General features: G+C 74.0%; 22 protein-coding genes. 14 read left to right on the top strand and 8 right to left on the bottom strand.

The features are described 5' to 3' along the window. Window positions 1–3 precede the first annotated feature (3 nt). Both ACIPSC_RS02870 and ACIPSC_RS02865 read right to left on the bottom strand, forming a co-directional pair. Complete coding sequence (locus ACIPSC_RS02870) at window positions 4–2,235, bottom strand: ATP-binding domain-containing protein (protein ID WP_400822451.1); 2,232 nt, start codon at window positions 2,233–2,235, stop codon at window positions 4–6. Window positions 2,236–2,512: 277 nt separating this feature from the next. Then, complete coding sequence (locus tag ACIPSC_RS02865; protein WP_400822450.1) at window positions 2,513–3,493, bottom strand: aldo/keto reductase; 981 nt, start codon at window positions 3,491–3,493, stop codon at window positions 2,513–2,515. A gap of 256 nt (window positions 3,494–3,749) precedes the next feature. On the opposite strand from ACIPSC_RS02865, the gene ACIPSC_RS02860 reads away from it, so the two are divergent. Then, entirely contained in the window at window positions 3,750–4,796 is a 1,047-nt protein-coding gene (locus tag ACIPSC_RS02860; RefSeq protein WP_400822448.1) for an LLM class F420-dependent oxidoreductase, read from the top strand. A gap of 92 nt (window positions 4,797–4,888) precedes the next feature. Here ACIPSC_RS02860 and ACIPSC_RS02855 read toward each other — a convergent pair whose 3' ends face one another. Next, on the bottom strand, window positions 4,889–5,881 hold the full coding sequence (locus ACIPSC_RS02855; protein WP_400822447.1) for a magnesium and cobalt transport protein CorA: 993 nt from the start codon (window positions 5,879–5,881) through the stop codon (window positions 4,889–4,891). Window positions 5,882–6,082: 201 nt separating this feature from the next. Between ACIPSC_RS02855 and ACIPSC_RS02850 the strand changes: the two genes are divergently transcribed. The 6 genes from ACIPSC_RS02850 (at window position 6,083) to mshC (ending at window position 11,974) form a co-directional block, all read left to right on the top strand. After that, complete coding sequence (locus ACIPSC_RS02850; protein ID WP_400822446.1) at window positions 6,083–6,796, top strand: MSMEG_4193 family putative phosphomutase; 714 nt, start codon at window positions 6,083–6,085, stop codon at window positions 6,794–6,796. Window positions 6,797–6,944: 148 nt separating this feature from the next. Beyond that, window positions 6,945–7,511, top strand: a complete 567-nt coding sequence (locus ACIPSC_RS02845) for a DUF3090 domain-containing protein (protein ID WP_400822444.1) — start codon at window positions 6,945–6,947, stop codon at window positions 7,509–7,511. Window positions 7,512–7,555: 44 nt separating this feature from the next. Further along, complete coding sequence (locus tag ACIPSC_RS02840; protein WP_400822504.1) at window positions 7,556–8,353, top strand: SCO1664 family protein; 798 nt, start codon at window positions 7,556–7,558, stop codon at window positions 8,351–8,353. Between the two features lie 119 nt (window positions 8,354–8,472). Next, window positions 8,473–9,390 carry an AraC family transcriptional regulator gene (locus ACIPSC_RS02835; protein ID WP_400822443.1) on the top strand — a complete coding sequence of 306 codons (918 nt, stop codon included), beginning with the start codon at window positions 8,473–8,475 and terminating at the stop codon, window positions 9,388–9,390. Window positions 9,391–9,587: 197 nt separating this feature from the next. Then, window positions 9,588–10,469 (top strand): carbohydrate-binding protein, encoded by an 882-nt coding sequence (locus ACIPSC_RS02830; RefSeq protein ID WP_400822441.1) that lies wholly within the window; start codon window positions 9,588–9,590, stop codon window positions 10,467–10,469. Window positions 10,470–10,744: 275 nt separating this feature from the next. Further along, complete coding sequence (mshC, locus tag ACIPSC_RS02825) at window positions 10,745–11,974, top strand: cysteine--1-D-myo-inosityl 2-amino-2-deoxy-alpha-D-glucopyranoside ligase (protein ID WP_400822440.1); 1,230 nt, start codon at window positions 10,745–10,747, stop codon at window positions 11,972–11,974. A gap of 132 nt (window positions 11,975–12,106) precedes the next feature. On the opposite strand, the gene ACIPSC_RS02820 is transcribed toward mshC, so the two are convergent. Continuing rightward, window positions 12,107–13,057 carry a PAC2 family protein gene (locus ACIPSC_RS02820; protein WP_308222265.1) on the bottom strand — a complete coding sequence of 317 codons (951 nt, stop codon included), beginning with the start codon at window positions 13,055–13,057 and terminating at the stop codon, window positions 12,107–12,109. A 341-nt stretch (window positions 13,058–13,398) separates the two neighbouring features. Between ACIPSC_RS02820 and ACIPSC_RS02815 the strand changes: the two genes are divergently transcribed. Continuing rightward, window positions 13,399–13,914 carry an SRPBCC domain-containing protein gene (locus tag ACIPSC_RS02815; protein WP_400822439.1) on the top strand — a complete coding sequence of 172 codons (516 nt, stop codon included), beginning with the start codon at window positions 13,399–13,401 and terminating at the stop codon, window positions 13,912–13,914. Between the two features lie 24 nt (window positions 13,915–13,938). On the opposite strand, the gene ACIPSC_RS02810 is transcribed toward ACIPSC_RS02815, so the two are convergent. Next, entirely contained in the window at window positions 13,939–14,919 is a 981-nt protein-coding gene (locus ACIPSC_RS02810; RefSeq protein WP_400822437.1) for a hypothetical protein, read from the bottom strand. Window positions 14,920–15,172: 253 nt separating this feature from the next. Between ACIPSC_RS02810 and metH the strand changes: the two genes are divergently transcribed. The 3 genes from metH (at window position 15,173) to ACIPSC_RS02795 (ending at window position 21,505) form a co-directional block, all read left to right on the top strand. Continuing rightward, window positions 15,173–18,679 carry a methionine synthase gene (metH, locus tag ACIPSC_RS02805; protein WP_400822436.1) on the top strand — a complete coding sequence of 1,169 codons (3,507 nt, stop codon included), beginning with the start codon at window positions 15,173–15,175 and terminating at the stop codon, window positions 18,677–18,679. Window positions 18,680–18,837: 158 nt separating this feature from the next. Then, the gene (locus ACIPSC_RS02800) at window positions 18,838–19,542 is read left to right on the top strand and encodes an HAD family hydrolase (protein ID WP_400822435.1); all 705 of its coding nucleotides are present in this window, start codon (window positions 18,838–18,840) and stop codon (window positions 19,540–19,542) included. Window positions 19,543–19,897: 355 nt separating this feature from the next. Then, window positions 19,898–21,505: an ABC transporter substrate-binding protein gene (locus ACIPSC_RS02795; RefSeq protein ID WP_400822434.1), complete on the top strand. Its 1,608-nt coding sequence runs from the start codon at window positions 19,898–19,900 to the stop codon at window positions 21,503–21,505. Between the two features lie 102 nt (window positions 21,506–21,607). Here the strand turns inward: ACIPSC_RS02795 and ACIPSC_RS02790 are convergent, their stop codons facing one another. Then, the gene (locus ACIPSC_RS02790) at window positions 21,608–22,279 is read right to left on the bottom strand and encodes a response regulator transcription factor (protein ID WP_148647703.1); all 672 of its coding nucleotides are present in this window, start codon (window positions 22,277–22,279) and stop codon (window positions 21,608–21,610) included. Beyond that, on the bottom strand, window positions 22,280–23,188 hold the full coding sequence (locus tag ACIPSC_RS02785) for a RecB family exonuclease (protein WP_400822433.1): 909 nt from the start codon (window positions 23,186–23,188) through the stop codon (window positions 22,280–22,282). Window positions 23,189–23,354: 166 nt separating this feature from the next. On the opposite strand from ACIPSC_RS02785, the gene ACIPSC_RS02780 reads away from it, so the two are divergent. The 3 genes from ACIPSC_RS02780 (at window position 23,355) to ACIPSC_RS02770 (ending at window position 26,338) form a co-directional block, all read left to right on the top strand. Beyond that, entirely contained in the window at window positions 23,355–24,575 is a 1,221-nt protein-coding gene (locus ACIPSC_RS02780; protein WP_400822431.1) for a site-2 protease family protein, read from the top strand. Window positions 24,576–24,620: 45 nt separating this feature from the next. Next, window positions 24,621–25,574 (top strand): tRNA (adenine-N1)-methyltransferase, encoded by a 954-nt coding sequence (locus ACIPSC_RS02775; RefSeq protein ID WP_400822430.1) that lies wholly within the window; start codon window positions 24,621–24,623, stop codon window positions 25,572–25,574. A 125-nt stretch (window positions 25,575–25,699) separates the two neighbouring features. Next, window positions 25,700–26,338 (top strand): hypothetical protein, encoded by a 639-nt coding sequence (locus ACIPSC_RS02770; RefSeq protein ID WP_400822428.1) that lies wholly within the window; start codon window positions 25,700–25,702, stop codon window positions 26,336–26,338. Window positions 26,339–26,420: 82 nt separating this feature from the next. Here ACIPSC_RS02770 and ACIPSC_RS02765 read toward each other — a convergent pair whose 3' ends face one another. After that, the gene (locus ACIPSC_RS02765; RefSeq protein WP_400822426.1) at window positions 26,421–26,723 is read right to left on the bottom strand and encodes a ferredoxin; all 303 of its coding nucleotides are present in this window, start codon (window positions 26,721–26,723) and stop codon (window positions 26,421–26,423) included. Window positions 26,724–26,975 lie beyond the last annotated feature (252 nt).

The raw sequence follows: 26,975 nt of genomic DNA, 5'->3' as shown, positions 1-26,975 counted from the left end.
CCGTCAGTAGGCCTGTGCCGCGTTCTCGGCCAGGATGGCGCGCAGTCGGGTGGTGCGGGGCTGGGCCGGGCGCTCGGCGACGGCCTGGGGGAGGGCCGGCCCGGCGGCGTGGACCACCGAGAGGTGGCGCTCGCCGCGGCCGAACGCGGTGTAGACCCACTGCCGGGTCAGCGCCGGGCCCGCGTCGCCCGGCACCACCACGACGGCGCCCGGCCAGCGGCGGCCGACCGCCTGGTGGACGGTCAGCGCCCAGCCGTGCCGCAGCCGGGCCGCCTCGGCGGGCGGGACGGTGCGGCGGGCGCCGTCCGCGTACTCGAGGTGCAGGCCGTCGGCGTCGCCGTCGAGGACGCGGGCCGGGCGGGTGGTGCCGGGGGCCGGCGAGTCCACCACCCGGTCGCCCGGGTCGAAGCCGCCGAAGCGGCCCGGGCCGGGGTTGAGCCGGGCCTTGGCGGCCGCGTTGAGCGCCCGGGTGCCGGCGGCGCCGCCGTGGCCGGCGGTGAGCAGCACCACCTGCTCGGCGGGGATGCCGAGCGCGCGCGGGATCGAGTCGGTGAGCAGCTGGATCGCCCGGTGGACGGCCTCGGTGCCGTCCTTGGCGGTCAGGATGACCACCTCCTTGTCCGGCGCCTCGACCGGCTGCAGCTCGCCGATGCCGACGCCCGAGACCAGTTCGCCGATCGGGCCGAAGTCCGGGGTCCGGGAGGCGACCGTGGGGCAGACCTTGGCGGTCAGCAGGTCGGCGAAGAACCGGCCGGGGCCGGCGGACCAGAGCTGGCCCGGGTCGCCGCTGAGGACCAGCCGGGTGCCGTCGGCGAGCGATTCCAGCAGGGTCGCGGCCAGCTCGACGTCCAGCAGCGGGGCGTCCAGGACGACCAGCAGGTCGAGCGCGAGCGTGCCGTCGGAGGAACGGCCGGGGCCGGCGGTACCGGCCAGCAGCTCGGCGAGGGTGACGGCCTGCAGCGGGCCGTCGGCGAGTGCGGCGAGGCTGTCCCGGCCCTGGTCGGTCCAGGTGGCGGCCCAGGCGCGGAGCCCGAGGCCGGTGGCGGCGCGCACCAGCGCGGCCGGCTCGGCCCGGGCGGCCTCGCCGCCGGTGTGGGTGATCAGGGCGTGCTCGGCGGCGGCCCGGACCAGGGCGGTGGCGGAGGTGGAGGTGGCCGAGGCCGCGGCCGCCTCCCAGGCGGCGGGCCCGGGGTCGGCGGGCGCGGCGTCGGCGGGCGTGGTGGTGCCCGCGTCGGTGTCGGTGTCCGTGTCGTCGTCGGACGCCGCATCCTCGGCCTCGTCTGCGCCCTCGCCCTCGCCCTCGGCCTCGGCCTCGCCCTCGTCCGGGTCCTCGCCGGGGACGAAGGTCGACATCAGCCGGACCAGGCCGTCCGCGAGGCTCTCCTCCGCCAGGGCGAGCCGCTCCAGCGCGAGGACGGTACGGGTCGGCGGCTCGTCCTCGTCGCCGCCCGCCGCATGGGCCTCGGGACCGGTGAGCTCCTCCTGGAACGGCATCGCCCGGCCGTCGAGCACGGCGGCCTGCAGGGCCGCGGCGGCGTCGGGCAGGCCGAGGCGGTCGAGACCGGCCGTCACCTCGCCGATCTCGACGGCGGAGTGGCCGCGCAGGGCGGACTGCTCCAGCAGCCACGGCACCAGCGCCTGGGCCCGGCGCTGATCGCCCGGACCGGCGGCGGGCCCGAGCAGGCCGCGCGCGAAGCCGTCCGCGTGCTCGGGGCGGACGCCGGGCAGGGCCAGCACGGCCCACGGGTCCGCGCGCAGCTGCTCGGCGGCGCCGTCGCCGAACGCGGCCACGGCGGCGGGCGCGAGGTCCGCGGGCGCGCCGCCGGCGGCCAGCACGTCGGCGGTGTCCTTGAGGGCCTGCGCGCGCTGCTCGTCGGTCTCGGCCCGGACCGGGGCCGGCCGGGCGGCTGCGGGAGCCGCCGCCGTCGCGCCCGCGTCCCCGGCCGGAGCGTCCTGGGCGCCGTGAGCCGCACCGCCGGCCTGCCCGCCCGGGGCCTCGGCCTCGGCCGGGCCCTCCTCCTCGGCGCTCGGCCGGGGGGCCTGCGGCTTCCGCGGGGTCCGCGGTGCCTGGCCGCCGTCCTGCTGCCCGATGGTCCGGATCCGCTCGGCCAGGGCCGCCACCGCGGCGGCCTTCTCGGCGCCGGAGAGAGCGCCGCCGGATCCGCCGCCGGCGGCGTCGGCCGCGTCGGGGGCAGTCGAGGTCTCCTCCGAAGCGTTGTTCTCCGTGGCACTCATCGTTCGCTCCAAGAAAGGTCACTCCACTGCTGGGCGCCGGCCGGCGCCGGTCGCGGGGCAGCCGTCGGCTGCCGGCGCGCCGGGGTGCGGTCGGCTTGGTCGGGTCGGTGCGGCCGCTGCGGGCGGCGGCGGCACCGGTCGGTCGCGCCGGCTGGTCGGGCCGGGTCGGTCAGATCGGTCGGGTCACGTCGAGTCGGTCGTTCTACACAGGTCGGTACAGGTCGGTCGGGTCGTTCAGGGGCGGATCGGTCGCCCGCACCGGGGGCGGCGCGCACGCCTACAGCTCGCTCCACCCCTGGTCCGGGTAGCGGTGGACCGGCGCCGAGATGTCGTCGAGCGCACCGCGGATCTCACCCGGAAGAGTAAGCGCCTCCACTGACAGCGCCGCCTGCAGCTGCCCGACCGTCCGCGCCCCGACCAGCGCCGAGGCGACCCCGGGCCGGTCCCGCACCCAGGCGAGGGCCACCGCCAGCGGGCTGCTGGCCAGGCCGTCAGCGGCGGTGGCGACCGCGTCCACGATCCGCCGCGAGCGCTCCCCGAGGTACGGCTGGACGAAGCCGGAGAGGTACGGCGAGGCGCCGCGCGAGTCCTGCGGGACGCCGTGCCGGTACTTCCCGGTGAGCACGCCGCGCCCGAGCGGCGAGGAGGCGAGCAGGCCGACCCCGGCGTCCCGGGCGGCCGGCACGGCCTCGCGCTCGATGCCGCGCTGGAGCAGCGAGTACTCCAGCTGCACGCCGGCCAGCGGCACCCGACCGTGGTGGGCGCGCTGCCAGGTGGCGGCCTTGGCGAGCTGCCAGCCGCTGTAGTCGCAGACCCCGACGTACCGGGCGCGCCCGGAAGCGACGGCGATGTCGAGGGCGCTGAGGGTCTCCTCGGCCGGGGTGGCCGGGTCGAATGCGTGCACCTGCCAGAGGTCGACGTAGTCGGTGCCGAGCCGGCGCAGCGAGGCGTCCAGCGCCGCGAGCAGGTGGCCGCGCGAGCCGTCGAAGCGGCGGCCGGACTCCGGGACGCTGCCCGCCTTGGTGGCGATCACCAGCTCGGAGCGGGGGATCAGGCTGTCGGTGAGCCGGGAGAGCAGGTACTCGGCGCCGCCGTCCGCGTACACGTCGGCGGTGTCGACCAGGTTGCCGCCGGCGTCGACGAAGTCCTTGAGCTGCTCGGCGGCCTCGTGCTCGTCGGTGTCCCGGCCCCAGGTCATGGTGCCGAGGCCGAGCCGGGAGACCTGCAGCCCGGTACGGCCGAGGTGACGCTTTTCCATCGGACGGGCCCCTTCACTGGCCGGGACGGCGGGCCGTCGGGGGGACCGGCCCGCCCGGCGAACGCGCAGGTGGGGAGAGGCGTCCCCACGTCGGCTGAGCGTAGCGGCCGGTGCCCGGGCTGGTGTGCAGACCCGCAGGACGATCACTGCGCGCCGGGTCGGCCGCGATGTGGCCCAGGCCACACCTACCGGCCAGTAGCATGACCGTCGAGAGCACGGTTACCCTCGCGAGCAACCCGACTGGAAGGCATGGCAGATGCGACTCGGTATCAACCTCGGCTACTGGGGACTCGGTATGGACGCCGACAACGTCGCCGTCGCGCAGGAGGCCGACCGGCTCGGCTACTCGGTCTGCTGGGCCGCCGAGGCCTACGGCTCGGACGCCGCCACCGTGCTCTCCTTCGTCGCCGCCCGGACGGAGCGGATCGACGTCGGCTCGGCGATCTTCCAGATCCCGGCCCGGACGCCGGCCATGACCGCGATGACCGCCGCCACCCTGGACACCCTCTCCGGCGGCCGGTTCCGGCTCGGCCTCGGCGTCTCCGGCCCGCAGGTCTCCGAGGGCTGGTACGGCGTCAAGTTCGACAAGCCGCTGGCCCGCACCCGCGAGTACGTGGAGATCATCCGCAAGGCGATGTCGCGCGAGCGGCTGGTCCACGAGGGCGAGCACTGGACCCTGCCGCTGCCGGGCGGTCCGGGCAAGCCGATCAAGCTCACCGTGCACCCGGTGCGCGAGCAGATCCCGCTGTACATCGCGGCGATCGGCCCGAAGAACCTGGAGCAGACCGGCGAGATCGCCGACGGCTGGCTGGGAATCTTCTTCTCGCCCGAGCACGCCGCGCTCTCGCTCGACCCGCTGAAGGCCGGCCGGGCCAAGGCCGGGCAGAGCCTGGAGGGCTTCGACCTCTGCCCGACCGTGAACATCGCCGTCGGCGAGGACACCAAGGCCGGCGCCGACGCGCTGCGCTCCTACGCGGCGCTCTACATCGGCGGCATGGGCAGCCGCGAGAAGAACTTCTACAACCAGCTCGCCCGGCGGATGGGCTACGAGCAGGCGGCGGACGAGATCCAGGAGAAGTACCTGGCCAAGGACTACGCGGGTGCCGCGGCCGCCGTCCCGCACGACCTGATCGACGCCACCTCGCTGCTCGGCGACACCGCCCGGATCGCCGACCGGATGCAGGCCTACGCCGACGCGGGCGTCACCACGCTCACCCTGGCGCCGGCCGGCTTCAGCCTGGAGGAGCGGGTGCTCGCGCTGCGCACCGGCGTCGAGGCCCTGGAGCGCGCCGGACTCGCCTGACCGGGCGGGCCGCCCCGCCGGGGCCCGGACCGTGCGAACGGTCGGGCCCTGCCGGGGGGGGGGGGGGCGGCCGGCCCGTGGCGGCTCGGGCCCTACAGCCAGTCGTGCCGCTTGAACACCCGGTGCAGCGCCACGCAGACCAGCACCATCAGCGCCACCGCCGCCGGATACCCCCAGGGCTGGTGCAGCTCCGGCATGTGCTCGAAGTTCATGCCGTACACGCCCGCGATCATGGTCGGCACCGCGGCCAGCGCCGCCCACGCCGAGATCTTCCGCATGTCGTTGTTCTGCTGGACGCTGACCTGCGCCAGGTTGGCGCTCAGGATGTCCGACAGCAGCCGGTCCATGGCGTCCACCTGGTCGTTGGCCCGGGCCAGGTGGTCGGCGACGGACCGCAGGTACGGCAGCGCCTCGGGGCGGACGAACGGCACGCCGCCGCCCTCCAGCCGCAGCATCGGCTCCAGCAGCGGGCCGGTCGCCCGGCGGACGGCCACCAGCTGGCGCTTGTAGCCGTAGATCCGGCCGGCCGTGTCGCGGCCGATCCGGCCGGGGGCGAAGACGTCCGCCTCCAGCTCGTCCAGGTCCGCCTGGAGGGCGACCGCCACGTCCACGTACCCGTCCACCACCGAGTCGCAGACCGCGTGCAGGACGGCGCTCGGCCCGTACTTCAGCACCTCCGGCTGCTGCTCCAGCTCGGTCCGCAGCTCGCCGAGCGGGCTGTCGGCGCCGTGGCGGACCGTCATCACGAAGTCCTCGCCGACGAAGACCATCACCTCGCCGCCGGTCACCGCGTGGCCGCCCGGGTGGTAGCCGAGCGTCTTGAGCGCAACGAACAGCGAGCCCTGGTAGGCCTCCACCTTCGGGCGCTGGTGCGCGCGGACGGCGTCCTCCACCGCCAGCGGGTGCAGGCCGAACTCCCGGCCGACCTGCTCCAGTTCCTCGGAGCTCGGCTCGAAGAGGCCTATCCACACGAAGGAGCCCCGGCCGGCCGCGCGCGCGGCGGCGAGGGCGCCGGCGTGGCCATCGGGGCACTCGGTCCGGCGGCCGTCGCGGTAGATTGCGCAATGGACGATCACGCGGGCCATTGTGGCCCCTCCGCGGCCGGGACGGCAGGACCTCCTCCCACCCCGGGGACGGAAACCGCCACCCCGCAGGCCCCCGGCCGCCACCCCGGAGGCCCGGCCACCACCCCCGGAGCCCCCGGCCGCCACCCCGGGGGCCGGAGACCGGCCCCCGGAGGAACGGGGGCCGGACGTCGCCGCCCGGGAGGCCGTAGGCTGGGCCCCATGCCCACCCTGCTGCTCGTCCGCCACGGCCGCTCGACCGCGAACACCGCCGGAATCCTGGCCGGTTGGACGCCCGGGGTGGACCTCGACGACACCGGCCGCGCCCAGGCCGCCGCGCTGGCCGGCCGGCTCGCCGGGATCCCGCTGGTGCAGGCCGTGAGCAGCCCGCTGGAGCGCTGCCGGCAGACCCTGGAGCCGCTGCTCGCCGCCCGGCCCGAACTCGGCCCGCCCGCCGAGGACGAGCGCCTCGGCGAGTGCCACTACGGGGACTGGACCGGCCGGCCGCTGGCCGAGCTGGCCAAGGAGCCGCTCTGGCGCACCGTCCAGGACCACGCGGCGGCCGCAGCCTTCCCCGGTGGCGAGTCGCTGCGCGAGCTGAGCCACCGTACGGTGGGCGCGGTCCGCGAGTGGAACGCGAAGATCGCCGCCGAGTACGGCGAGGACGCGGTCTGGATCGCCTGCTCGCACGGCGACGTGATCAAGGCCGTGGTGGCCGATGCGCTGGGCCTGCACCTCGACCACTTCCAGCGGATCAGCGTCGAGCCCTGCTCGGTCACCGCCGTCCGCTACACCCCGCAGCGGCCCTTCGTACTGAGGATGGGCGACACCGGCGACCTCTCCCCGCTCGCCCCGAAGCCGGGCGGCCGGTCCGCCGGCGGCAGCGGTACTCCGGCCGGGGACGCGGTGGTCGGCGGCGCGACCGGCGCGGCCTGACCGGCCCGGCTCGCCCGCCCGGCTCCCCGACTTCGGCTCCCCGGGCCGGGCCCGAAGGTCGTAGGGTGACTTACGAGCCCCATCGATGCCCGACCCGTCCGACCACCCCGATCGACCACCACGATCGACACGATCCGGAGCGAGAAGCGTGCCCCGTCAGGTCTTCTTCTACGACCAGCCCGAACGGTTCGTGGCCGGCACCGTCGGCCAGCCCGGCGCCCGGGCGTTCTACCTGCAGGCCAGCGCCCGGGGGCGGATCACCAGCGTGCTGCTGGAGAAGACCCAGGTCGCCGCGCTCGCCGAGCGGATCGAGGAGGTGCTGGACGAGGCGCTGCGGCGCAGCGGCGGCGACGCCTCCATCCCCGCCGCCGCGCCGGCCGACCTGCTGGACACCGCGCCGCTGGACCTGCCGCTGGAGCAGGAGTTCCGGGTCGGCACCATGGCGCTGGCCTGGGACAGCATCGACAGCTGCCTGGTGGTCGAGGCCCAGGCGGTGGTCGAGGAGGAGGACGAGGAGGACGCCGAGTCCGTCTTCGAGGACACCGAGGACGGCCCCGACATGCTGCGGGTGCGGCTGACCGGCGCAATGGCCCGGGTGTTCGCCAAGCGGGCGCTGGACCTGGTCGCCGCGGGCCGCAAGCCCTGCCCGTTCTGCAACCTGCCGCTCGACCCGGAGGGCCACCTGTGCCCGCGCGCGAACGGCTACCGGCGCTGAACACCGAGACCCCGCCGCAGGCGGACCCGGCGGCGGGCGCGGCGCTGGCCGCCGACGCACCCGCCGCGCTGCACCTGCTGCGCGAGGGCGAGCTGACGGTGCACGGCCGGCTGGCCGACGCCTCGAACGCCGCGCTGTACTGCAGCGTCGCGCTGGACGGCCGCACCGCGCAGGCGGTCTACAAGCCGGTGGCCGGCGAGCGCCCGCTCTGGGACTTCCCGGACGGCACCCTGGCCGGCCGCGAGGTCGCCGCGTACGAGCTCGCCGCCGCCACCGGATGGGCGCTCGTCCCGCCGACCGTGCTGCGGGACGGCCCGCACGGGCCCGGAATGGTCCAGCTCTGGGTCGAGCCCGATCCGGGCGCCGCCCCGCTGCTCGCCCTCCAGGACCCGCAGGGGCCGGAGGAGGGCTGGCTGCCGATCACCCACGCGGAGGTCGGCGGCGGACGCACCGCCCTGCTGGTGCACCCCGACGACCGGCGGCTGCGGCGGCTGGCCGTGCTGGACGCCGTCCTCAACAACGCCGACCGCAAGGGCGGCCACCTGATCTGCGCCGCCGACGGCCGGATCTACGGCATCGACCACGGGGTCACCTTCAACACCGAGGGCAAGCTGCGCACCCTGCTCTGGGGCTGGGCAGGGCAGCCGCTGCCGGCGGAGGCCCTGGAGATGCTGACCGGGCTGGCCGGGCGGCTGGCGGCCGACCTCGGCGAGCGGCTCGCCCCGCACCTGACCGCGGCCGAACTCGCGGCCGCCCGGGAACGGGTGGCCGAGCTGCGGGGCACCGGACGCCACCCGCTGCCCTCCGAGGACTGGCCGGCCATCCCCTGGCCGCCGATCTGACCCCACCGATCTGACCTTGCCGGGCGCGACGCCCGGCTGAGCGCAGTACCGCCGCCGCGGCCCCGGCCCGACCGGCATTGGTCTGGACCTGCGTGGCGCTCCGGCCGCACACTGCTCCGATGGACGAGCGACGGACCGCCCCCCACCTGGACCTGCCGCTGCACCGCCTGCAGGTCCCCCTGCCGCACCTGCTGCCCTTCGCGATCGGCAGCTTCGACGCCATCGGCCCGCTCTCCCGCGCGGGCTTCCCCCACCGGCACTCCTTCTTCGAGATCGTCCACGTCACCGGCGGCCGCGGCGCCCATGTGCTGGACCTGGTCCACCGCCCGCTGCGCCCGCCGCAGTTGTGCGTCATCGCCCCCGGCCAGGTGCACTACTGGGCCGACGCCGAGGGCCTGACCGGCCAGGTCGTCCTCTTCAACGAGGACTTCCTGCTGGGGCACCCGCAGGACCTCGCCGCGCTGCGCTCGCTGGCCGTCCGCCCGGCGCTGCCGCTCGGCGACCGGGCCGGGCCGATCGGCGCGCTGCTGGCCGACATGGAGCACGAGTACCGCAGCTGCGCGCCGGGCTACCCGGGTGTGCTGCGGGCCAGCCTGCACATCCTGATCGTCCGGGCGATGCGCGCCGCCCTCCCCGGGGCGGACGGTGCGGCGCCCGGCCGGTCGGCCGAACTGGTCTCCGCCTTCACCCGGTTGATCGCCGGGCCGGGCCGGGGGTGGCGCTCGGTGGCCTCCTGCGCCCAGGAGTTGGGGGTCTCGCCCGGGCATCTCCAGGCCCTGGTCAAGGAAGCGACCGGCCGCACGCCCGGCCGGCTGATCCGCCAGCAGCAGACCCTGGAGGCCAAGCGGCTGCTCGCCTGCACCGATCTGACCGTCCGCCAGGTGGCCAGGGAGGCCGGCTTCGGCGACCCGGCGTACTTCTGCCGCTTCTTCCGGCGGGAAACCGGGATGACGCCGGGGGAGTTCCGGGCGGGGGTCGGAGGAAATCACCACGATCCCCGGATCGCGTCCATCGCGGCGGGTCCGGACGCCCCGTAGGTTGGCTGCTGGCCGCCGGCGAGCGGCCCGCTCCGCGGGGGCGACCGCCGGCCCGGTCCTTGTCATGCCCCCACCATGGCAAGGGCCGCCCCGTGCAGCGCACCACCCCCGTACATGCACCGTCCCGTCCGCGCACCGTACGGCCCGCGCGGCGTTCCGCACACCGTCCCCCACACCCACACCGAAGGAGTCGGCGCATGCCCGCGTCCGAAGAGCCCGCCACCGAGCGGGAGGGCCTGATCGACCGCCGGATCAGCCGCAAGTCCGTCCTCAAGGCCGCCGCGGTGCTCGGCACCGCCCCGCTGCTGATCGGCGGCGGCGTCGCCCTGGCCCGCGACCGGGCCGGCACCGGCGAGGCGCCCGGCCTCACCCCCGCCTGCCACGACGGCGACGAGCCCACCGTCGAGCAGATCGAGGGCCCCTACTTCAAGCCCAACTCCCCGCTGCGGACCTCACTGATCACCGACAGCACCCCGGGCACCCGGCTCACCGTCAGCGGCTACGTCTTCGGCCGGGCCTGCCTGCCGGTCCAAGGCGTGCTGCTGGACTTCTGGCAGGCCGACGTGAACGGCGCGTACGACAACACCGGCTTCGCCTTCCGCGGGCACCAGTTCACCAACGCCCAGGGCGCCTTCAGCCTCACCACGATCGTCCCCGGGCTCTACCCGGGCCGCACCCGGCACCTCCACGTCAAGCTCCAGGCGCCCGGCCGTCCGGTGCTCACCACCCAGCTCTACTTCCCCGGCGAGCCGCGCAACAGCACCGACACCATCTACGACGCGCGGCTGCTGATGAACGTCCGCCAGATCGGCTCGGGGAAGGAGGGCACCTACGACTTCGTGCTGAACGTGCCCCAGACGCCCGGCCCGACCGGCAGCCCCACCGCGACCCCGACCCCGACCTCCACGCCCACCGCCACCCCGACCGGCCAGCCGGGCGGCACCTGGGCGGCGGGCACGCGCTACGCCCCGGGCGACCGCGTCACCTACGCCGGCGTCTCCTACCGGTGCCTCCAGGGGCACACCGCCATGACGGGCTGGGAGCCGCCGAACGTGCCGGCCCTCTGGCAGCGGCTGTAGGGCGTGTCTGACGATTCCCGCCGGGCGCGCGACGCGAATCGTCGGACACGCCCAACGGCTCCAACCGCGGCCCCCGGGGGCCGGGCGCCCGGTCGGTGGCAGGGCCGGCCGGGCGCCCATCCGCGTATCTGGCACACCGTCGGGTTATTCCCGAGAAGCGGAAGAAATCCGTCAATGGCCGGTCCTTATCCGTCGGGAACCGTTCGGACAACGAATCCGGTCGATCTTGCGCACTGGTTAGGCTTTCAAATGTTCGCAAGGTTAAAGTCGGTTCCATGCATGCCTGGCCCGCCTCCGAGGTTCCCGCCCTGCCTGGTCAGGGGCTCCCCCTTCGTATCTTCGACACCGCAGCGGGCGGTGTCCGGGAGGTCGTGCCGCAGGACGGCACCGCCCGGATCTACGTCTGCGGCATCACCCCCTACGACGCGACCCACATGGGTCACGCCGCCACCTACAACGCCTTCGACCTGGTGCAGCGGGTGTGGAAGGACGCCGGTCACGACGTCCTGTACGTCCAGAACGTCACCGACGTGGACGACCCGCTGCTGGAGCGCGCCGTGGCCACCGGCCAGGACTGGACGGCCCTGGCCGAGCGGGAGACCGCGCTCTTCCGCGAGGACATGACCGCCCTGCGGCTGCTCCCGCCGGCCCACTACATCGGCGCCGTCGAGTCGATCCCGTGGATCGTGCCGCTGGTCCAGAAGCTGCTGGCCAGTGGGGCCGCCTACGAGCTGGACGGCGACATCTACTTCTCGGTCGACGCCGACCCGCAGTTCGGCGCGGTCTCCGGCCTCACCCGTGAGGCCATGCACCCGGTCTTCGCCGAGCGCGGCGGCGACCCGGACCGCCCCGGCAAGCGCAACCCGCTGGACGCCCTGCTCTGGCTCTCCGCCCGTCCGGGCGAGCCCGCCTGGGACACCGAGCTCGGCCACGGCCGCCCCGGCTGGCACATCGAGTGCGTCGCCATCGCGCTGAAGTACCTCGGCATGTCCTTCGACATCCAGGGCGGCGGCAGCGACCTCTCGTTCCCGCACCACGAGATGGGCGCCGCGCACGCCCAGGTGGCCACCGGCGACCACCCGTACGCCAAGGCGTACGTGCACGCCGGCATGGTCGCGCTGGACGGCCACAAGATGTCCAAGTCCCGCGGCAACCTGGTCTTCGTCTCGGCGCTGCGCCGCGAGGGCGTCGACCCGGCGGCGATCCGCCTGGCCCTGCTCTCGCACCACTACCGCGAGGACTGGGAGTGGACCAAGGCCACCCTGGACGAGGCCGTCGAGCGGCTCGCCCGCTGGCGCGCCGCGGTCTCCCGCCCGGACGGCCCGCCGGCCGAGGCCGTGCTCGCCGAGGTCCGTGCCGCGCTCGCCGAGGACCTGGACGCACCCGCCGCGCTGGCCGCGGTGGACGCCTGGGCCGCGCGGCAGGAGGCCGGGGGCGGGGAGGACGCCGGCGCGCCCGGCCTGGTCTCGCGCACGGTCGACGCGCTGCTCGGCGTCGCGCTCTGACACCGGGTCTGCACCGGCGAACACCCGCGAACACCCGCACACGACGCCGAAGGGGCGTCGGGACCACTGGTCCTGACGCCCCTTCGGCGTACTGCTCCGGCGCGCGTACCGCTCCGGGCGCAGCGCGGAGGATCACTCCTCCTCGGCGCCCTCCTGGCTCTCCCGCGCGGTCGGCGGCTCCGGCTCGCTCGGCCGCTCGGCGGTGGCGTGCCCGGCCACCGGCTTCTCGCCGGTCGGGCCGACGTTCTCCCGCCGCCTCAGGTACCGCTCGAACTCCCGGGCGATCGCGTCGCCCGAGGCCTCCGGCAGCTCCGCCGTGTCCTGCGCCTCCTCCAGCTGCTGGACGTACTCCGCCACCTCGCTGTCCTCGGCGGCCAGCTGGTCCACGCCCAGCTGCCAGGCACGCGCGTCCTCGCCCAGCTCGCCCGGCGGGATCCGCAGGTCGAGCAGGTCCTCCAGCTTGTTGACCAGCGCCAGCGTCGCCTTCGGGTTCGGCGGCTGCGCGACGTAGTGGGGCACCGCGGCCCAGAGCGTCACGGCCGGCACCCCGGCGTGGGTGCAGGCCTCCTGCAGCACCCCGACGATCCCGGTCGGGCCCTCGTAGCGGCTCTCCTCCAGGTCCAGCCGGCGGGCGAGGTCCGGGTCGGAGGTGACCCCGCTGACCGGCACCGGGCGGCTGTGCGGGGTGTCGCCGAGCAGCGCGCCCAGGATCACCACCAGCTCGACGCCCAGCTCGTGGGCGAAGCCGAGCAGCTCGTTGCAGAACGAGCGCCAGCGCATGCTCGGCTCGATGCCGCGGACCAGGACGACGTCCCGGGTCTTCGGCTCGGTCACCCGGATCACCGAGAGCCGCGTGGTGGGCCAGGTGATCCGGCGGACACCGCCGTCCAGCCACACCGTGGGCCGGTTGACCTGGAAGTCGTAGTAGTCCTCCGCGTCCAGGGCGGCGAACACCTTGCCGCCCCAGGTGTCGTCCAGGTGCGCCAGGGCCGCGGAGGCGGCGTCGCCCGCGTCGTTCCAGCCTTCGAAGGCGCAGACCATGACCGGGTCGATCAACTCGGGAACATCTTCCAGCTCGATCACCCAGCGTCTCCCTCCGGTCGGCGGCGGGCCGCACCCCGCCCCGGCTGGCCTGCCGGGGCGCCGGCGGTCCGGCTGCCGACTGTCGAACCTCTCGTCTCCCATGGAACGGCTCGCCCCATGGTCCCTACCTGCCCAGCCTACGGGCTTTGAAGCGCCCGGCGGCCGGGCACCGGGACAGTCTGGGGGAGCGCGGCCCGGCGATCCAGCGGTTATCCGGACGCGCTGCGCGACGGCCGGCCCCGCCGGCGCCCAGGCCGGGACGCCGGCCACATCGTGCCCGCCCACCGCGGCGGCGTGATGATGGAGACGGGGCCGGGCGGCGGGCGTGAGGAGCCGGGCGGATGAACAGATGGCTGTGGATCGGCGCCGGCGCGGTCGCGACCGCCTTCGGCACCGCGGTGCTGGCGGCCTCGGCGCTCGGGCGGCGCCTGCCGGTGGAGCACGTCACCGAGGGCGGCCTGGACCTGACCCAGCCGCCGGGCGCGGTCTGGGACGTGCTGACCGACATCGACCTCTACCCGGCCTGGCGCCCCGGCCTGTCGCACGTCGAGCGGCTGCCCGCTACCGCCGCCGGCCGGTCCCGCTGGCGCGAGTACGACCGGCACGGCCACACCACCTACGAGGTGGTGGAGAGCGAGGCCCCGCACCGCCTGGTGACCGGCATCGCCGACCCGGACCTGCCCTACGGCGGCACCTGGACGTACGTGCTGACGCCGGCCGGCGAGGGGTGCACGCTCACCGTCACCGAGCGCGGCGAGGTCCGCAAGCCGCTCTACCGGGCGGTCGGCCACTACGTCACCGGCGAGGACGCCGCGATCCACCGCTACCTGGGCGCGCTCGCCCACCGCCTCGCCTGAGCCCCGCCGCCGCACGCGGGAGGCTCAGCGCACCCAGCCGCGCCGGTAGTCCGCCCAGTTCTGCTCGGTCGCGGCGAAGTCCACGTACAGCCCGACGCCGAAGTGCTGCCGCCCGAGGTCCTGCCGGCCCAGGCCGAGCCGGATGCCCCGGATCCCGTCCTCGACGGTCTCGGCGTGCCCCCAGTGGCCCCACTTGTCCTCCCAGTAGAACGGCAGGCCCATCAGCAGGTCGACGTCCTCGGGCGTGGCCTCCAGCGCCAGCTCGGTCTGGTAGGCGTTGTAGGCGCCGTAGAAGCCGGCCGTCGGCATGCTGGAGTCGTAGGTCATCAGCGCGATCTGGTCGACCCGGCGCGCGGTCTGCGCGAAGTAGGCCTGGTCCCACCACTTGCCGTGGTCGGTGAGCGCGATCGCGACGTCGTGCTGCCAGGGCAGCGGATCGATCTGAGGGGCGGCGACGGACAGCCGGGCGCCGCGGGCGGCCGTCACCGGGCGGACCTGGTCGAGCAGTGCGAGCCAGCCCTTCGAGCCCGGCCGGATCGGCTCCATGTCGAAGTGCACGCCGTCGAACCCGAGGTCCAGCACCTGGTGCGCCGAGGCGGTGACCCGGTCCCGGGTGGGCGCGTCCTCCAGGTCCAGCGCGTCCTTCTCGGGCTTGACCTCGTCACCCAGCCAGCCCTGCACCCGGATGCCGGGCAGCACCCGGTGCGCGGTCTCGGTGAACCACCGGGCGCGGGGGTGGACGGCCGGCGGCAGCGAGCCGTCGTGCTCCAGCGGACCGGTGTGGACGTAGAGGTCGCGGACGCCGGTGCCGGCGAGCCGCTGGGCGAGTGCGGCGACGTCGGCGTCACCCTTCCGGCCGTCGACCCAGGCATGACCCAGCCAGACCGCGTCGCGCCCCCGGGTGCGGGCCTCCGGAGAGGGCTCGCCGACGTACTGCAGCCGCAGTGCGAGCGCCGCCGCGCCCACCGGCGTGACCAGCACGGCGACCGCCACCAGGGCCGCCACCAGGCACTTCCGCCATCGCGACCACCGCCGCCAGCGTCTGCGCGCCGCCCGCAGCGGGCGACCCGCCGCCGCCGTGATCCGCCGTGCGCGCGTCCCGAAACCCGCCATGCCCGTGGCTCCCCCCTCGTGGCCGAACGCTCAGGATACGGAATGCCCCACCGGCCCCAGGCCCTCGCCGGATACCCTGGCCACGTGCGTCCCCGACTCAGCGGGTTCGCAAAGCCGACAGCCGTCGCACCCAGGGAGAAGCCCCATGGCCACTGCAGCCGATCCGTCCATCACCCAGCAGAGCCGCGCGAACGCGCTGCGTGAGGCGCTCGCCACCCGTGTGGTGGTGGCCGACGGGGCGATGGGCACCATGCTCCAGGCACAGGACCCGACTCTGGAGGACTTCCAGAACCTGGAGGGCTGCAACGAGGTCCTCAACCTCACCCGGCCCGACATCGTCCGCTCCGTCCACGACGAGTACTTCGCGGTGGGCGTGGACTGCGTGGAGACCAACACCTTCGGCGCCAACTTCTCGGCGCTCGGCGAGTACGAGATCTCCGACCGCATCTTCGAGCTCTCCGAGGCCGGCGCCCGGATCGCCCGCGAGGCGGCCGACCTGCACGCCGCCGACGGCCGCACCCGGTGGGTGCTCGGCTCGATCGGCCCCGGCACCAAGCTGCCGACCCTCGGCCACGCCCCGTACGAGACGCTGCGCGACGGCTTCCAGCAGAACGCGGCCGGCCTGATCGCGGGCGGCGCGGACGCCCTGCTGGTGGAGACCAGCCAGGACCTGCTGCAGACCAAGGCCGCGATCCTCGGCTGCAAGCGCGCGCTCGCCGAGGCCGGCCTGGACCTGCCGGTCCTGGTCCAGGTGACGGTGGAGACCACCGGAACCATGCTGCTCGGCTCCGAGATCGGCGCCGCGCTGACGGCGCTGGAGCCGCTCGGCGTCGACTACATCGGCCTGAACTGCGCCACCGGCCCGGCCGAGATGAGCGAGCACCTGCGCTACCTGGCCAAGAACGCCAGGATCGGGCTCTCCTGCATGCCGAACGCGGGCCTGCCGGTGCTGGGCAAGGACGGCGCGCACTACCCGCTGACCCCCGCCGAGCTGGCGGACGCGCACGACGTGTTCACCCGCGAGTACGGCCTCTCGCTGGTCGGCGGCTGCTGCGGCACCACCCCCGAGCACCTGCGCCACGTGGTCGAGCGGGTCCAGGGCCGCCCGATCGCCGTCCGCGACCCGCGCCCGGAGCCGGCGGCCGCCTCGCTCTACCAGGCGGTGCCGTTCCGCCAGGACACCTCCTACCTGGCGATCGGCGAGCGCACCAACGCCAACGGCTCGAAGAAGTTCCGCGAGTCGATGCTGGCCGGCGACTGGCAGGCCTGCGTGGAGATCGCCCGCGAGCAGATCCGGGACGGCTCCCACCTGCTGGACCTCTGCGTGGACTACGTCGGCCGCGACGGCGTCGCCGACATGAAGGAGGTCGCCGGCCGGCTGGCCACCGCCTCCACCCTGCCGATCGTGCTCGACTCCACCGAGCCGGACGTGCTGCGGGCCGGGCTGGAGGCGCTCGGCGGCCGCGCGGTGCTCAACTCGGTCAACTACGAGGACGGCAACGCCCCCGACTCCCGCTTCGGCCGGATCGCCTCGCTGGCCCGCGAGCACGGCGCCGGCCTGATCGCGCTGACCATCGACGAGGAGGGCCAGGCCCGCACCGCCGACAAGAAGGTCGAGATCGCCGAGCGGCTGATCGGGGAGCTGACCGCGGACTACGGGATCGACGAGGGCTCGATCCTGGTCGACTGCCTCACCTTCACCCTGGCCACCGGCCAGGAGGAGTCCCGCCGGGACGGCATCGAGACGATCGAGGCGATCCGCGAGCTCAAGCGCCGCCACCCGGACGTGCAGACCACGCTCGGCCTCTCCAACATCTCCTTCGGCCTCAACCCGGCCGCCCGCGTGGTGCTGAACTCGGTCTTCCTGCACGAGTGCGTGGAGGCCGGCCTGGACTCGGCGATCGTGCACGCCTCGAAGATCCTGCCGATCTCGCGCATCCCCGAGGACCAGCGCGAGGCCGCGCTCGACCTGGTCTACGACCGCCGCCGGGACGGCTACGACCCGCTGCAGCGCCTGCTGGAGCTGTTCGAGGGCGTCTCCTCGGCCTCGGTCAAGGCGTCCAAGGCGGAGGAGCTGGCCGCGCTGCCGCTGGACGAGCGGCTGCAGCGCCGGATCATCGACGGCGAGCGGAACGGCCTGGAGGCCGACCTGGACGAGGCGCTCACCGCGCGCCCGGCGCTGGAGATCATCAACGACACCCTGCTGTCCGGCATGAAGGTGGTCGGCGAGCTGTTCGGCTCCGGCCAGATGCAGCTGCCGTTCGTGCTGCAGTCCGCCGAGGTGATGAAGACCGCGGTGGCCCACCTGGAGCCGCACATGGAGAAGTCCGACTCGGAGGGCAAGGGCACCATCGTGCTGGCCACCGTCAAGGGCGACGTCCACGACATCGGCAAGAACCTGGTCGACATCATCCTGTCCAACAACGGCTACAACGTCGTCAACCTGGGCATCAAGCAGCCGGTCTCGGCGATCCTGGACGCCGCGCAGGAGCATAACGCGGACGTGATCGGGATGTCCGGCCTGCTGGTGAAGTCCACGGTGATCATGAAGGAGAACCTGGAGGAGCTGAACCAGCGCAAGCTGGCGGCCGACTACCCGGTGATCCTCGGCGGCGCCGCGCTCACCCGGGCCTACGTCGAGCAGGACCTGCACGAGATCTACGAGGGCGAGGTCCGCTACGCCCGGGACGCCTTCGAGGGCCTGCGGCTGATGGACGCGCTGATCGCGGTCAAGCGCGGGGTGCCCGGCGCGGCCCTGCCGGAGCTCAAGCAGCGCCGCCACGCCCGGGTGGAGGTCGAGGAGACGGAGGAGGTCAACCTCGGCCAGATCCGATCCGACGTGGCCGTCGACAACACGCTGCCGACCCCGCCGTTCTGGGGCGACCGGATCGTCAAGGGCGTGCCGTTCGCCGACTACGCCTCCTGGCTGGACGAGGACGCGCTGTTCAAGGGCCAGTGGGGGCTGAAGGCGGCCCGCAGCGGCGACGGGCCGTCCTACGAGGAGCTGGTGGAGTCGGAGGGCCGGCCGCGGCTGCGGATGTGGCTGGACCGGCTGCAGACCGAGGGCTGGCTGGAGGCCGCCGTGGTCTACGGCTACTACCCGGCCAACTCCAAGGGCGACGACCTGATCGTCTTCCACGAGGACGGCACCGAGCGGACCCGCTTCACCTTCCCGCGCCAGCGCCGCGGGCGCCGGCTCTGCCTGGCGGACTTCTTCCGCCCGGAGGAGTCGGGCGTGCGGGACGTGGTCGGCCTGCAGGTGGTCACCATGGGCAACCGGATCTCCGAGGCGGCCAACGAGCTGTTCGCCAACAACTCCTACCGCGACTACCTGGAGCTGCACGGCCTCTCGGTGCAGCTGGCCGAGGCGCTGGCCGAGTTCTGGCACGCCCGGGTCCGCTTCGAGCTGGGCTTCTCCGGCGAGGACCCGCAGGACGTCAAGGACATGTTCGCGCTGAAGTACCGGGGCGCCCGGTTCTCGCTCGGCTACGGGGCCTGCCCGGAGCTGGAGGACCGTGCCAAGATCGCCGAGCTGCTGCGGCCCGAGCGGATCGGCGTGGTGCTCTCCGAGGAGTTCCAGCTGCACCCGGAGCAGTCCACCGACGCGATCGTGATCCACCACCCGGAGGCCAAGTACTTCAACGCGCGGTAGCCCGCACGTCGCGTTCCGTTCGCTCTTTTCGGACGTGCGGGGCGTATCCTGGATCATCCTGAACGGGCCGGTCCGCTCACCAGCGGGCCGGCCTGTGCCATCCCCGGGGGCGGGCCCCGGCCGCGCCGCCCCGGGGGAACCGACGGAAGGATCCCGCCATGACCACCATCTCCACCGCCACCCGCGTCCTCGACCACGGCGACGGCCGGGGCCTGCAGGCGGTGCTGCTGGACATGGACGGGACCCTGGTGGACACCGAGGACTTCTGGTGGCAGGCCGAGGCCTCGCTCTTCGCGGAGCTGGGCTACGAACTGGACGAGAAGGACCGCGCCCAGGTGGTCGGCGGGCCGATGAGCCGGGTGATCGACTACCTGCTCGCCAGCACCGGGGTGGACCTCTCGCCGGCCGACCTCACCGTGCTGATCAACCAGCGCTTCGTGGACCTGCTGGCCGGCGGCGTACCGCTCATGCCGGGCGCCGAGCGGCTGCTCAACACCCTTGCGGCGCACGGCGTTCCGGCCGCACTGGTGTCGGCGTCGCACCGTCAGATCATCGACATCGTGCTGCAGTCGCTGGGCGCCCACCACTTCGCCTTCAGCGTCGCCGGGGACGAGGTCCCGCGGACCAAGCCGCACCCGGACCCGTACCTGGAGGCGGCGCGCCGGCTGGGCGCCGAGCCGGGCCGCTGCGTGGTGGTGGAGGACGCCCCGACCGGGGTCCGCTCGGCCGAGGCGGCCGGCTGCCCGGTGATCGCGGTCCCGTCGGTGGCGGTGATCGAGCCGGCGCCCGGGCGGCTGGTGCTGCCCTCGCTGGAGCAGGTGGATCTTGAACTGCTCCGCTCGCTGGTCGCCTCGCGAGTGTGATTGTCGTCTCATTGCATGGGGGCGCTACCGACCGGTAAGTGGCCGCGGCGGTGCGTCGTGCCTGGACGCTCGGGGAGAAATCGGGCATTGCCTGACAACTCGTCGGATGGCCGAAATCAATTCGGCCTCCCGTGTCCCAACTGTCACCTGCGCGGGTGGCGGTGGTGCGTGTTCGATATGGCACGCTACTCCAGTTCGTTCCCCACCCCGAGCCCTGCCACCGCCGACGAACGGGCAACCCCGTCCTGACTGCGGTCGCACGGCGACCGGTCCGCGCGCGCCCTCCGCACCCCGGAGGCACTTTCGTGTGCGGATCACCCGGCCCATGCCGGACCGCACCCAGAAGGACGCGCCCGTGAAGACTTCAGCTGGACGACTGGCAGCGCTCGGCTGCGCCGGCCTGGTGGCCGCCTCGGTGACGGGCTGCGGCTCGGTCACCGACGCCGTCAAGGGGGACGGCGCCAAGGCGATCACCATGGGCACCACGGCGACCACCGGTGTGCTCGACCCGGCCGGCGCCTACGACTCCGGCGCCTGGCTGGTGCTGCGCAACACCTTCCAGTCGCTGCTGTCCTACCCGGCCGCCTCCAGCTCGCCCGTTCCGGACGCCGCGCAGTCCTGCGAGTTCACCGGTGGCGAGGCCACGCTCTACCACTGCACGCTCAAGTCCGGCCTGAAGTTCTCCAACGGCCACCCGCTGACCGCCGCCGACGTCGTGTACTCGATCGATCGCACCAAGAAGATCAAGGACGACAACGGCCCGGTCGGCCTGCTCGACACGATCAAGTCGGTCGAGGCCAAGGGCGACACCGAGGTGGTCTTCCACCTCGCCCAGCCCGACGCCACCCTGCCGGCCAAGCTGGCCACCCCGGCCGGCGCCATCGTCGACCACCAGGTCTTCCCGGCCGACAAGCTGCTCGGCAACGACAAGCTGATCGGCTCCGGCCCGTACAAGATCGACACGGTCGAGACCGAGAGCGGCGGCAAGGTCCCCAGCAAGATCGCCCTCTCGGCCAACGGCAACTACGCCGGCGACGCCAAGCTGCGGAACAAGAAGTTCACCGTCCGCTACTTCGAGAAGGCCGATGCGCTGAAGGACGCGCTCGACAAGGGCGAGGTCGACCTCACGGACGACAGCCTGGAGCCCAACACCGCGGCCCAGGTCCGCTCCGACCAGCAGGGCGGCAAGACCGACCTGCAGGTCGTCGAGGGCGACAGCAACGACACCCGCAGCATCGTCTTCAACACCAAGGACGCGACCACCGGCAACATCGCCGTGCGGCAGGCCGCCGCACAGCTGGTCGACCGCAAGACGCTCGCCCGCGACGTCTTCGCCCGCACCGTCCAGCCGGTGTACTCGATGGTCCCGGCCGGCGTCACCGGCCACACCACGTCCTTCTTCGACAAGTACGGCGACCAGGACGTCGCCAAGGCCAAGGCGATCCTGGCCGCGGCCAAGGTCCAGACCCCGGTCAAGCTGAGCCTCACCTGGTCCCGCTCGCGCGCCGAGGGTGCCGAGAGCGAGATGCTCAAGAAGCAGCTGGAGGCCGGCGGCCTCTTCCAGGTCACCGTCCAGCACGAGGCGGACTGGGAGGCCTTCAAGAAGGGCTGGACCGACGGCAAGTACCAGGCCTACGTCGTCGGCTGGTTCGCCGACTACCCGGACGCGGACAACTACATCGCGCCGCTGATCGTCGAGGGCGGTTCCTACCACCACGGCTGGGACGACCCCCGGATCAGCCAGAAGCTGGTGCCGGAGGCCCTCAAGCAGGCCGACCGCGGCGCCGCCACCTCGTCCTACAACCAGATCCAGGCCATCGTCGCCGACAACGTGCCGCTGATCCCGCTGTTCCAGAACAAGGCGTTCTACGCGGCGAAGTCCTACATCACCGGCGTCGAGTCGACCGTCGACACCACCGGCGTCTTCCGCTTCTGGGAGATCGGCCGCTCCGGCGGCAAGTAGCCGGGACCCTCGGCACGGTGGCCCGTCCGCTTCCCCCCAGGGTGCAGGGGGAGCGGACGGGCCACCGTCACGTCCGGGGCCGTCCGGCTGCCGGCCGCCCGGTCAGAGCGTCCCGGGGCGGACCAGGCCGCTCTCGTACGCGTAGACCGCCGCCTGGACCCGGTCGCGCAGCTGGAGCTTGGTCAGCACGTGCCCGACGTGCGTCTTGACCGTGGTCTCGCTGACGAACAGCTCCGCCGCGATCTCCGCGTTCGACAGCCCGCGGGCCACCAGCTTCAGCACCTCCAGCTCGCGCTCGGTCAGCGCGTTCAGCGCCTGCGGCGGCGCCTCCTCGCCCGAGGGCAGCTTGGTGGCGTACATGTCCAGCAGCCGGCGGGTGATGCTCGGCGCCAGCATCGCCGCGCCGTCGGCGACCACCCGGATCGCCTGCACCAGCTCCTCGGCCGGGACGTCCTTCAGCAGGAAGCCGCTGGCCCCCGCGCGAAGCGCCTCGACCACGTACTCGTCCAGGTCGAAGGTGGTCAGCACCAGCACCTTGGCCGGGCCGTCCCGCCCGGGCCCGGCGATCCGGCGGGTCGCCTCGACCCCGTCCATCCTGGGCATCCGGATGTCCATCAGCACCACGTCGGGCTGCAGCGCCCGGACCTGGTCCAGCGCCTGCTGGCCGTCGCCGGCCTCGCCGACCACCACCAGGTCGGACTCGGCCTCCAGGATCATCCGGAAACCGGTGCGCAGCAGCGGCTGGTCGTCGACCAGCAGCACTCGGATCGTCACCTAGGACTCCTTGCTCATCGGATCCCCCGTGGGATCGTCCTCGTCAGACGTACGCGCCAGCGGCAGCGGGTACGGCGGGGGAGTGCCGCCGAACTCCGGGCAGCTGGCCCGGTGGTCGCACCAGTCGCAGAGCCGGTTGCGGGTGGCCGGGAAGTCACCCGTGGCCACCGCCAGGGTGATCCGCTCCCAGAGCGCCTGCAGCTTGCGCTCCACCGCCAGCAGGTCGGCCTCGTCCGGGTCGTAGCTGACCACGTCGCCGCCGCCGCCGAGGTAGACCAGCTGCAGCCGCTTCGGGATCACACCCTTCCACCGCCACACCACCAGCGCGTAGAACTTCATCTGGAACATCGCCTTGCCCTCGAAGTCCCGCGAGGGCGCCCGGCCGGTCTTGTAGTCCACCAGCCGGACCTCGCCGGTCGGGGCGACGTCCACCCGGTCGATGTAGCCGCGCAGCAGCAGGCCCGACTGCAGGGCCGTCTCCACGTAGAGCTCCCGCTCCACCGGGTGCAGCCGGCTCGGGTCCTCCAGCCGGAACCACTGGGAGACCAGCTTCTCGGCGTCGGCCAGCCAGCGGGTGAGCGCCGCACCGTCCGGATCCTCCGGGAAGAGCGAGCCCAGCTCCGGGCGCTCGCCCAGCAGCCGCTCCCACTGCGGGCGCAGCAGGCCCAGCGCCCGCTCCGGCGTCCGCTCCGCCGCCGGGCTGTCGAACAGCCGCTCCAGCACCGCGTGCACCAGGGTGCCCCGGGTCGCCGCCGCGCTCGGCGGCTCCGGCAGCCGGTCGATCACCCGCAGCCGGTACAGCAGCGGGCAGGTCAGGAAGTCCCCCGCACGGGACGGGGACAGGCCGGTCGGGGGCGCCGGCGGCCGGGCCGGGGCCGCGGCGGCGCTGCTGGTGTCGGTCTGCTGCATACCCCGACCCTATTGCCCCCGGCTGCCATCCCGCTGACACGGTGCTGCCACACGTCCTTTCCAGTTGGGTATGAACCCTGCGAGAGGGGCGCGCGCCGCCGGACCGCCCCGATCACGTAGCGTGGGCGAACCGGGGCGCGACGGGGAACCGACGGAAGGGATCACGGTGAGCGACAGCAGGGGGCGGCAGACCTCCGACCAGCCACCGCACGGCGGTGGCGCCCGGCCCGGGCCCCGGCCGCCCGAGGAGCCGGAGCGCCGCGGCGGCATCCTGATGGGCCGCCCGTTCGGCGTCCCGATCTACATCACGCCCTCGTGGTTCGTCATCGCCGCGCTGATCACCTGGGTGTTCGGGGGCCAGCTCGACCGCGTCCTGCCCGAGCTCGGCGCCACCCGCTATCTGGTCGCCTTCTCCTTCGCGGTCGCCTTCTACGGCTCCGTGCTGGTCCACGAGCTCGCCCACACCCTGGTGGCCCTGCGCTACAAGCTCGGCGTGCGCCGCATCCAGCTGCAGTTCTTCGGGGGCGTCTCGGAGATCGAGAACGAGGCCGAGAGCCCCTGGCGCGAGTTCTGGCTGGCCTTCGTCGGCCCGCTGCTCTCCCTGGCGCTCGGCGGCGTCTTCTACCTCGCCGTCCAGGCCGTCGAGCTCTCCTCCGTGCCCGGGGTGCTGCTGACCGGCCTGATGGTCTCCAACCTCGTCGTCGCGGCCTTCAACCTGCTGCCCGGCCTGCCGCTGGACGGCGGCCGGATGCTGCGGGCCGTCGTCTGGGCCGTCACCGGGCGGCCGATGGCCGGCACGGTGGCCGCCGCCTGGGTGGGCCGGGCCCTGGCCGTCGCCGTCCTGATCGGCCTGCCGCTGGTCAGCGCCGCCCGCGGGACGGAGCGCAGCGACACCGACACCCTGGTGGACGCGGTGCTCGCCGCCGTCCTCGCCGCGATCATCTGGAACGGCGCCGGCGCCAGCCTGCGCAACGCCCGGCTGAAGGAGGTGCTGCCCGGCCTGCGGCTGCGCGAGCTCGCCCGGCGCGCCGTCGAGGTCACCGGCGACACCCCGCTCGGCGAGGCCATGCGCCGCGCCCGCGAGGCCGAGGCCGGCGCCCTGGTCGTGGTCGACGGCCGGGGCGAGGCGATCGGCATCGTCCGCGAGTCCGCCGTCCGCGGCGTCCCCGAGCACCGCCGCCCCTGGATCGCCGTCGGCGCCCTGGCCCGCGACCTCGAACCGGGCCTGCGGCTCTCCGCCGACCTGGCCGGCGAGGACCTGCTGCGTGCCGTCCGGGCCACCCCGGCCGGCGAGTACCTGGTCGTCGAGGACGACGGGCGGGTCTACGGCGTCGCCGCGCTCACCGACATCGAGCAGCGGCTGACCGCCGCCGTGACCGGCCGGTGATCACCGTGGTCGGGCGGAGCGCACGCTTCCCTTAGGATTGTCCGCATGTCCGAACCGACCGGTGCCACCCGCCGACGCGGGCCCTTCCAGGTCGGGGACCAGGTCCAGCTGACCGACCCGAAGGGCCGCCACTACACGTTCACGCTCCAGGCCGGGAACCAGTTCCACACCCACAAGGGTGCGTTCCCGCACGACGAGCTGATCGGCGCCCCGGAGGGCACGGTCGTGCGCACCACGGGGAACGTCCCGTACCTCGCGCTGCGCCCCCTGCTCCCCGACTACGTCCTGTCCATGCCGCGCGGCGCCGCCGTGATCTACCCCAAGGACGCGGGGCAGATCCTGGCGATGGCCGACATCTTCGCGGGTGCCCGCGTCGTCGAGGCCGGCGTCGGCTCTGGCGCGCTCTCCAGCTACCTGCTGCGCGCCGTCGGCGACACCGGCATGCTGGCCTCCTACGAGCGCCGGCAGGACTTCGCCGACATCGCCAAGGGCAACGTCGAGCGCTACTTCGGCGGTCCGCACCCGGCGTGGAAGCTCACCGTCGGCGACCTCCAGGACAACCTGGTGGAGACCGACGTCGACCGCGTCATCCTCGACATGCTCGCCCCGTGGGAGTGCCTGGACGTCGCCTCCAAGGCGCTCGTCCCCGGCGGCCTGATCTGCTGCTACGTGGCCACCACGACGCAGATGTCGAAGACCGTCGAGGCGCTGCGCGAGCACGGCACCTTCACCGAGCCGCAGGCCTGGGAGACCATGGTCCGCACCTGGCACCTGGAGGGCCTGGCCGTCCGCCCGGACCACCGGATGATCGGCCACACCGGCTTCCTGCTCACCGCCCGCCGCCTCGCCGACGGCGTCGAGCCGCCGCTGCGCCGCCGCCGCCCGGCCAAGGGCGCGTACGGCGAGGACTACGACAACGGGGCGCCCGCGCCCTCGCTGCAGGAGCGCGCCGCGGCCCGGGCCGCCGCCCGGGTCTCCGAGGAACCCGACCTCGGCTGACCGCACGCACGGACAGGGGTGGTACCGCGGGCTTCCGGCCCCGGTACCACCCCTTCGCGCTACCCGCGCACCCACGCCACCCCGCGGCCGCCCCCGTGTGGGACGATGCTCGCTCACACCGACCCATGCGCACACCGACCCGCTGGAGGGGACGCCTGGTGGAGACCGCGGTCAAGGCGACGGCCGAGCAGCAGACACCGCAGGGGCGCAGCGGGCCCGGGCACGTCCGCACCGCGCCGTGGCACTGGGTCCTCACGGTCGCCGGCACCGCCGCCGTGGTCGGCACCGCACTCGCGGCCGATCCGGCCACCGGCACCCCGGCGCCCGCCCGGCCCACCGTCAAGGCGCTCCCGGCCGCCGCGGCCCCCGATCCGGCCAAGGCCGAACTCCCGCTGGACTGCGGCCCGTTCCCGGTGAAGATATCCGTCAGCTTCGCCGCCGACCTCGGCGACGGGCGCCCCGGCACCGTCGCCGCCGCGCACTGCGCGGCCGAGAACGGCACCCCGCCGGACGCCGTCTACCTGCTGGGTCCCGGCACCGCCGGGCGGCCCGTGGTGCTGGCCACCCTCGTCTCCGAGCGCGAGAACCTCACCGTCAGCCGGCTCGGCCTGCGCAGTGACGGCGTCATCACCGGCCACGCGCAGGGGTATTCCAGCGACGACGTGCCGCGGTTCAGCCCCGACATCTCACTGGACCTCACCTGGACGCGCAGGGGCGGCGGCTGGGACCGCTCCCAGACCGCCGCCCCGGTGACGCTCACCTGAGCCGCCCGCAACCGGCGCCCGCCCGCCGCCGAGCGCTCCGGCGCGCTCCCCGGCAGGGCGGCGCACGGGCCAGGCCCTGGACCTAGTCGGCGTCGGGCCCGTACACCTCGACCCGGTCGGCGACCCGGCGCACGTGGATGCAGTCGCCGGGGCACTCCTTCGCCGAGTCCACCACGTCCTGAAGCAGCGTCAGCGGCACCGGCGCGGTGTCGCCGGGCTGCTGGCGCAGCTCGTCGTCCGGCCCCTTCACGTAGGCGAGGCCGTCGATGTCGAGCTCGAAGACCTCGGGCGCGTACTGGACGCAGATGCCGTCACCGGTGCACAGATCCTGGTCGATCCACACTTCGAGCGGATCGCCCGCCGCCGCTTCCTCGGTCACCGACATGGTCCCCTGCCGTTTCTGTCCCGGGACGCCCCTTCTTGGGCGCAATCCCGCCATTCGTACAACGATCGGATCCGGCGACCCGGTTCCGATCGGATATCGACTCGCTCGACGATACATCTGGTCCGCATTGGCCGGTGCGCGGTGGGTATCCCCCTAGCAGAGGGGAAGCACGCGAGGGCGAAGATCGGACACGCCCGTTCCATCTTTCTTGATCTAGGGGTTTACGGACCCCTGGTCCCAGGTAGGGTCTGG

It is taken from the genome of Kitasatospora sp. NPDC090091 (assembly GCF_044747365.1).
Classification (GTDB): domain Bacteria; phylum Actinomycetota; class Actinomycetes; order Streptomycetales; family Streptomycetaceae; genus Kitasatospora.
The sequence above is the reverse complement of the archived record's forward strand: the minus strand, read 5'-3'. Positions and strand labels throughout refer to the sequence as shown.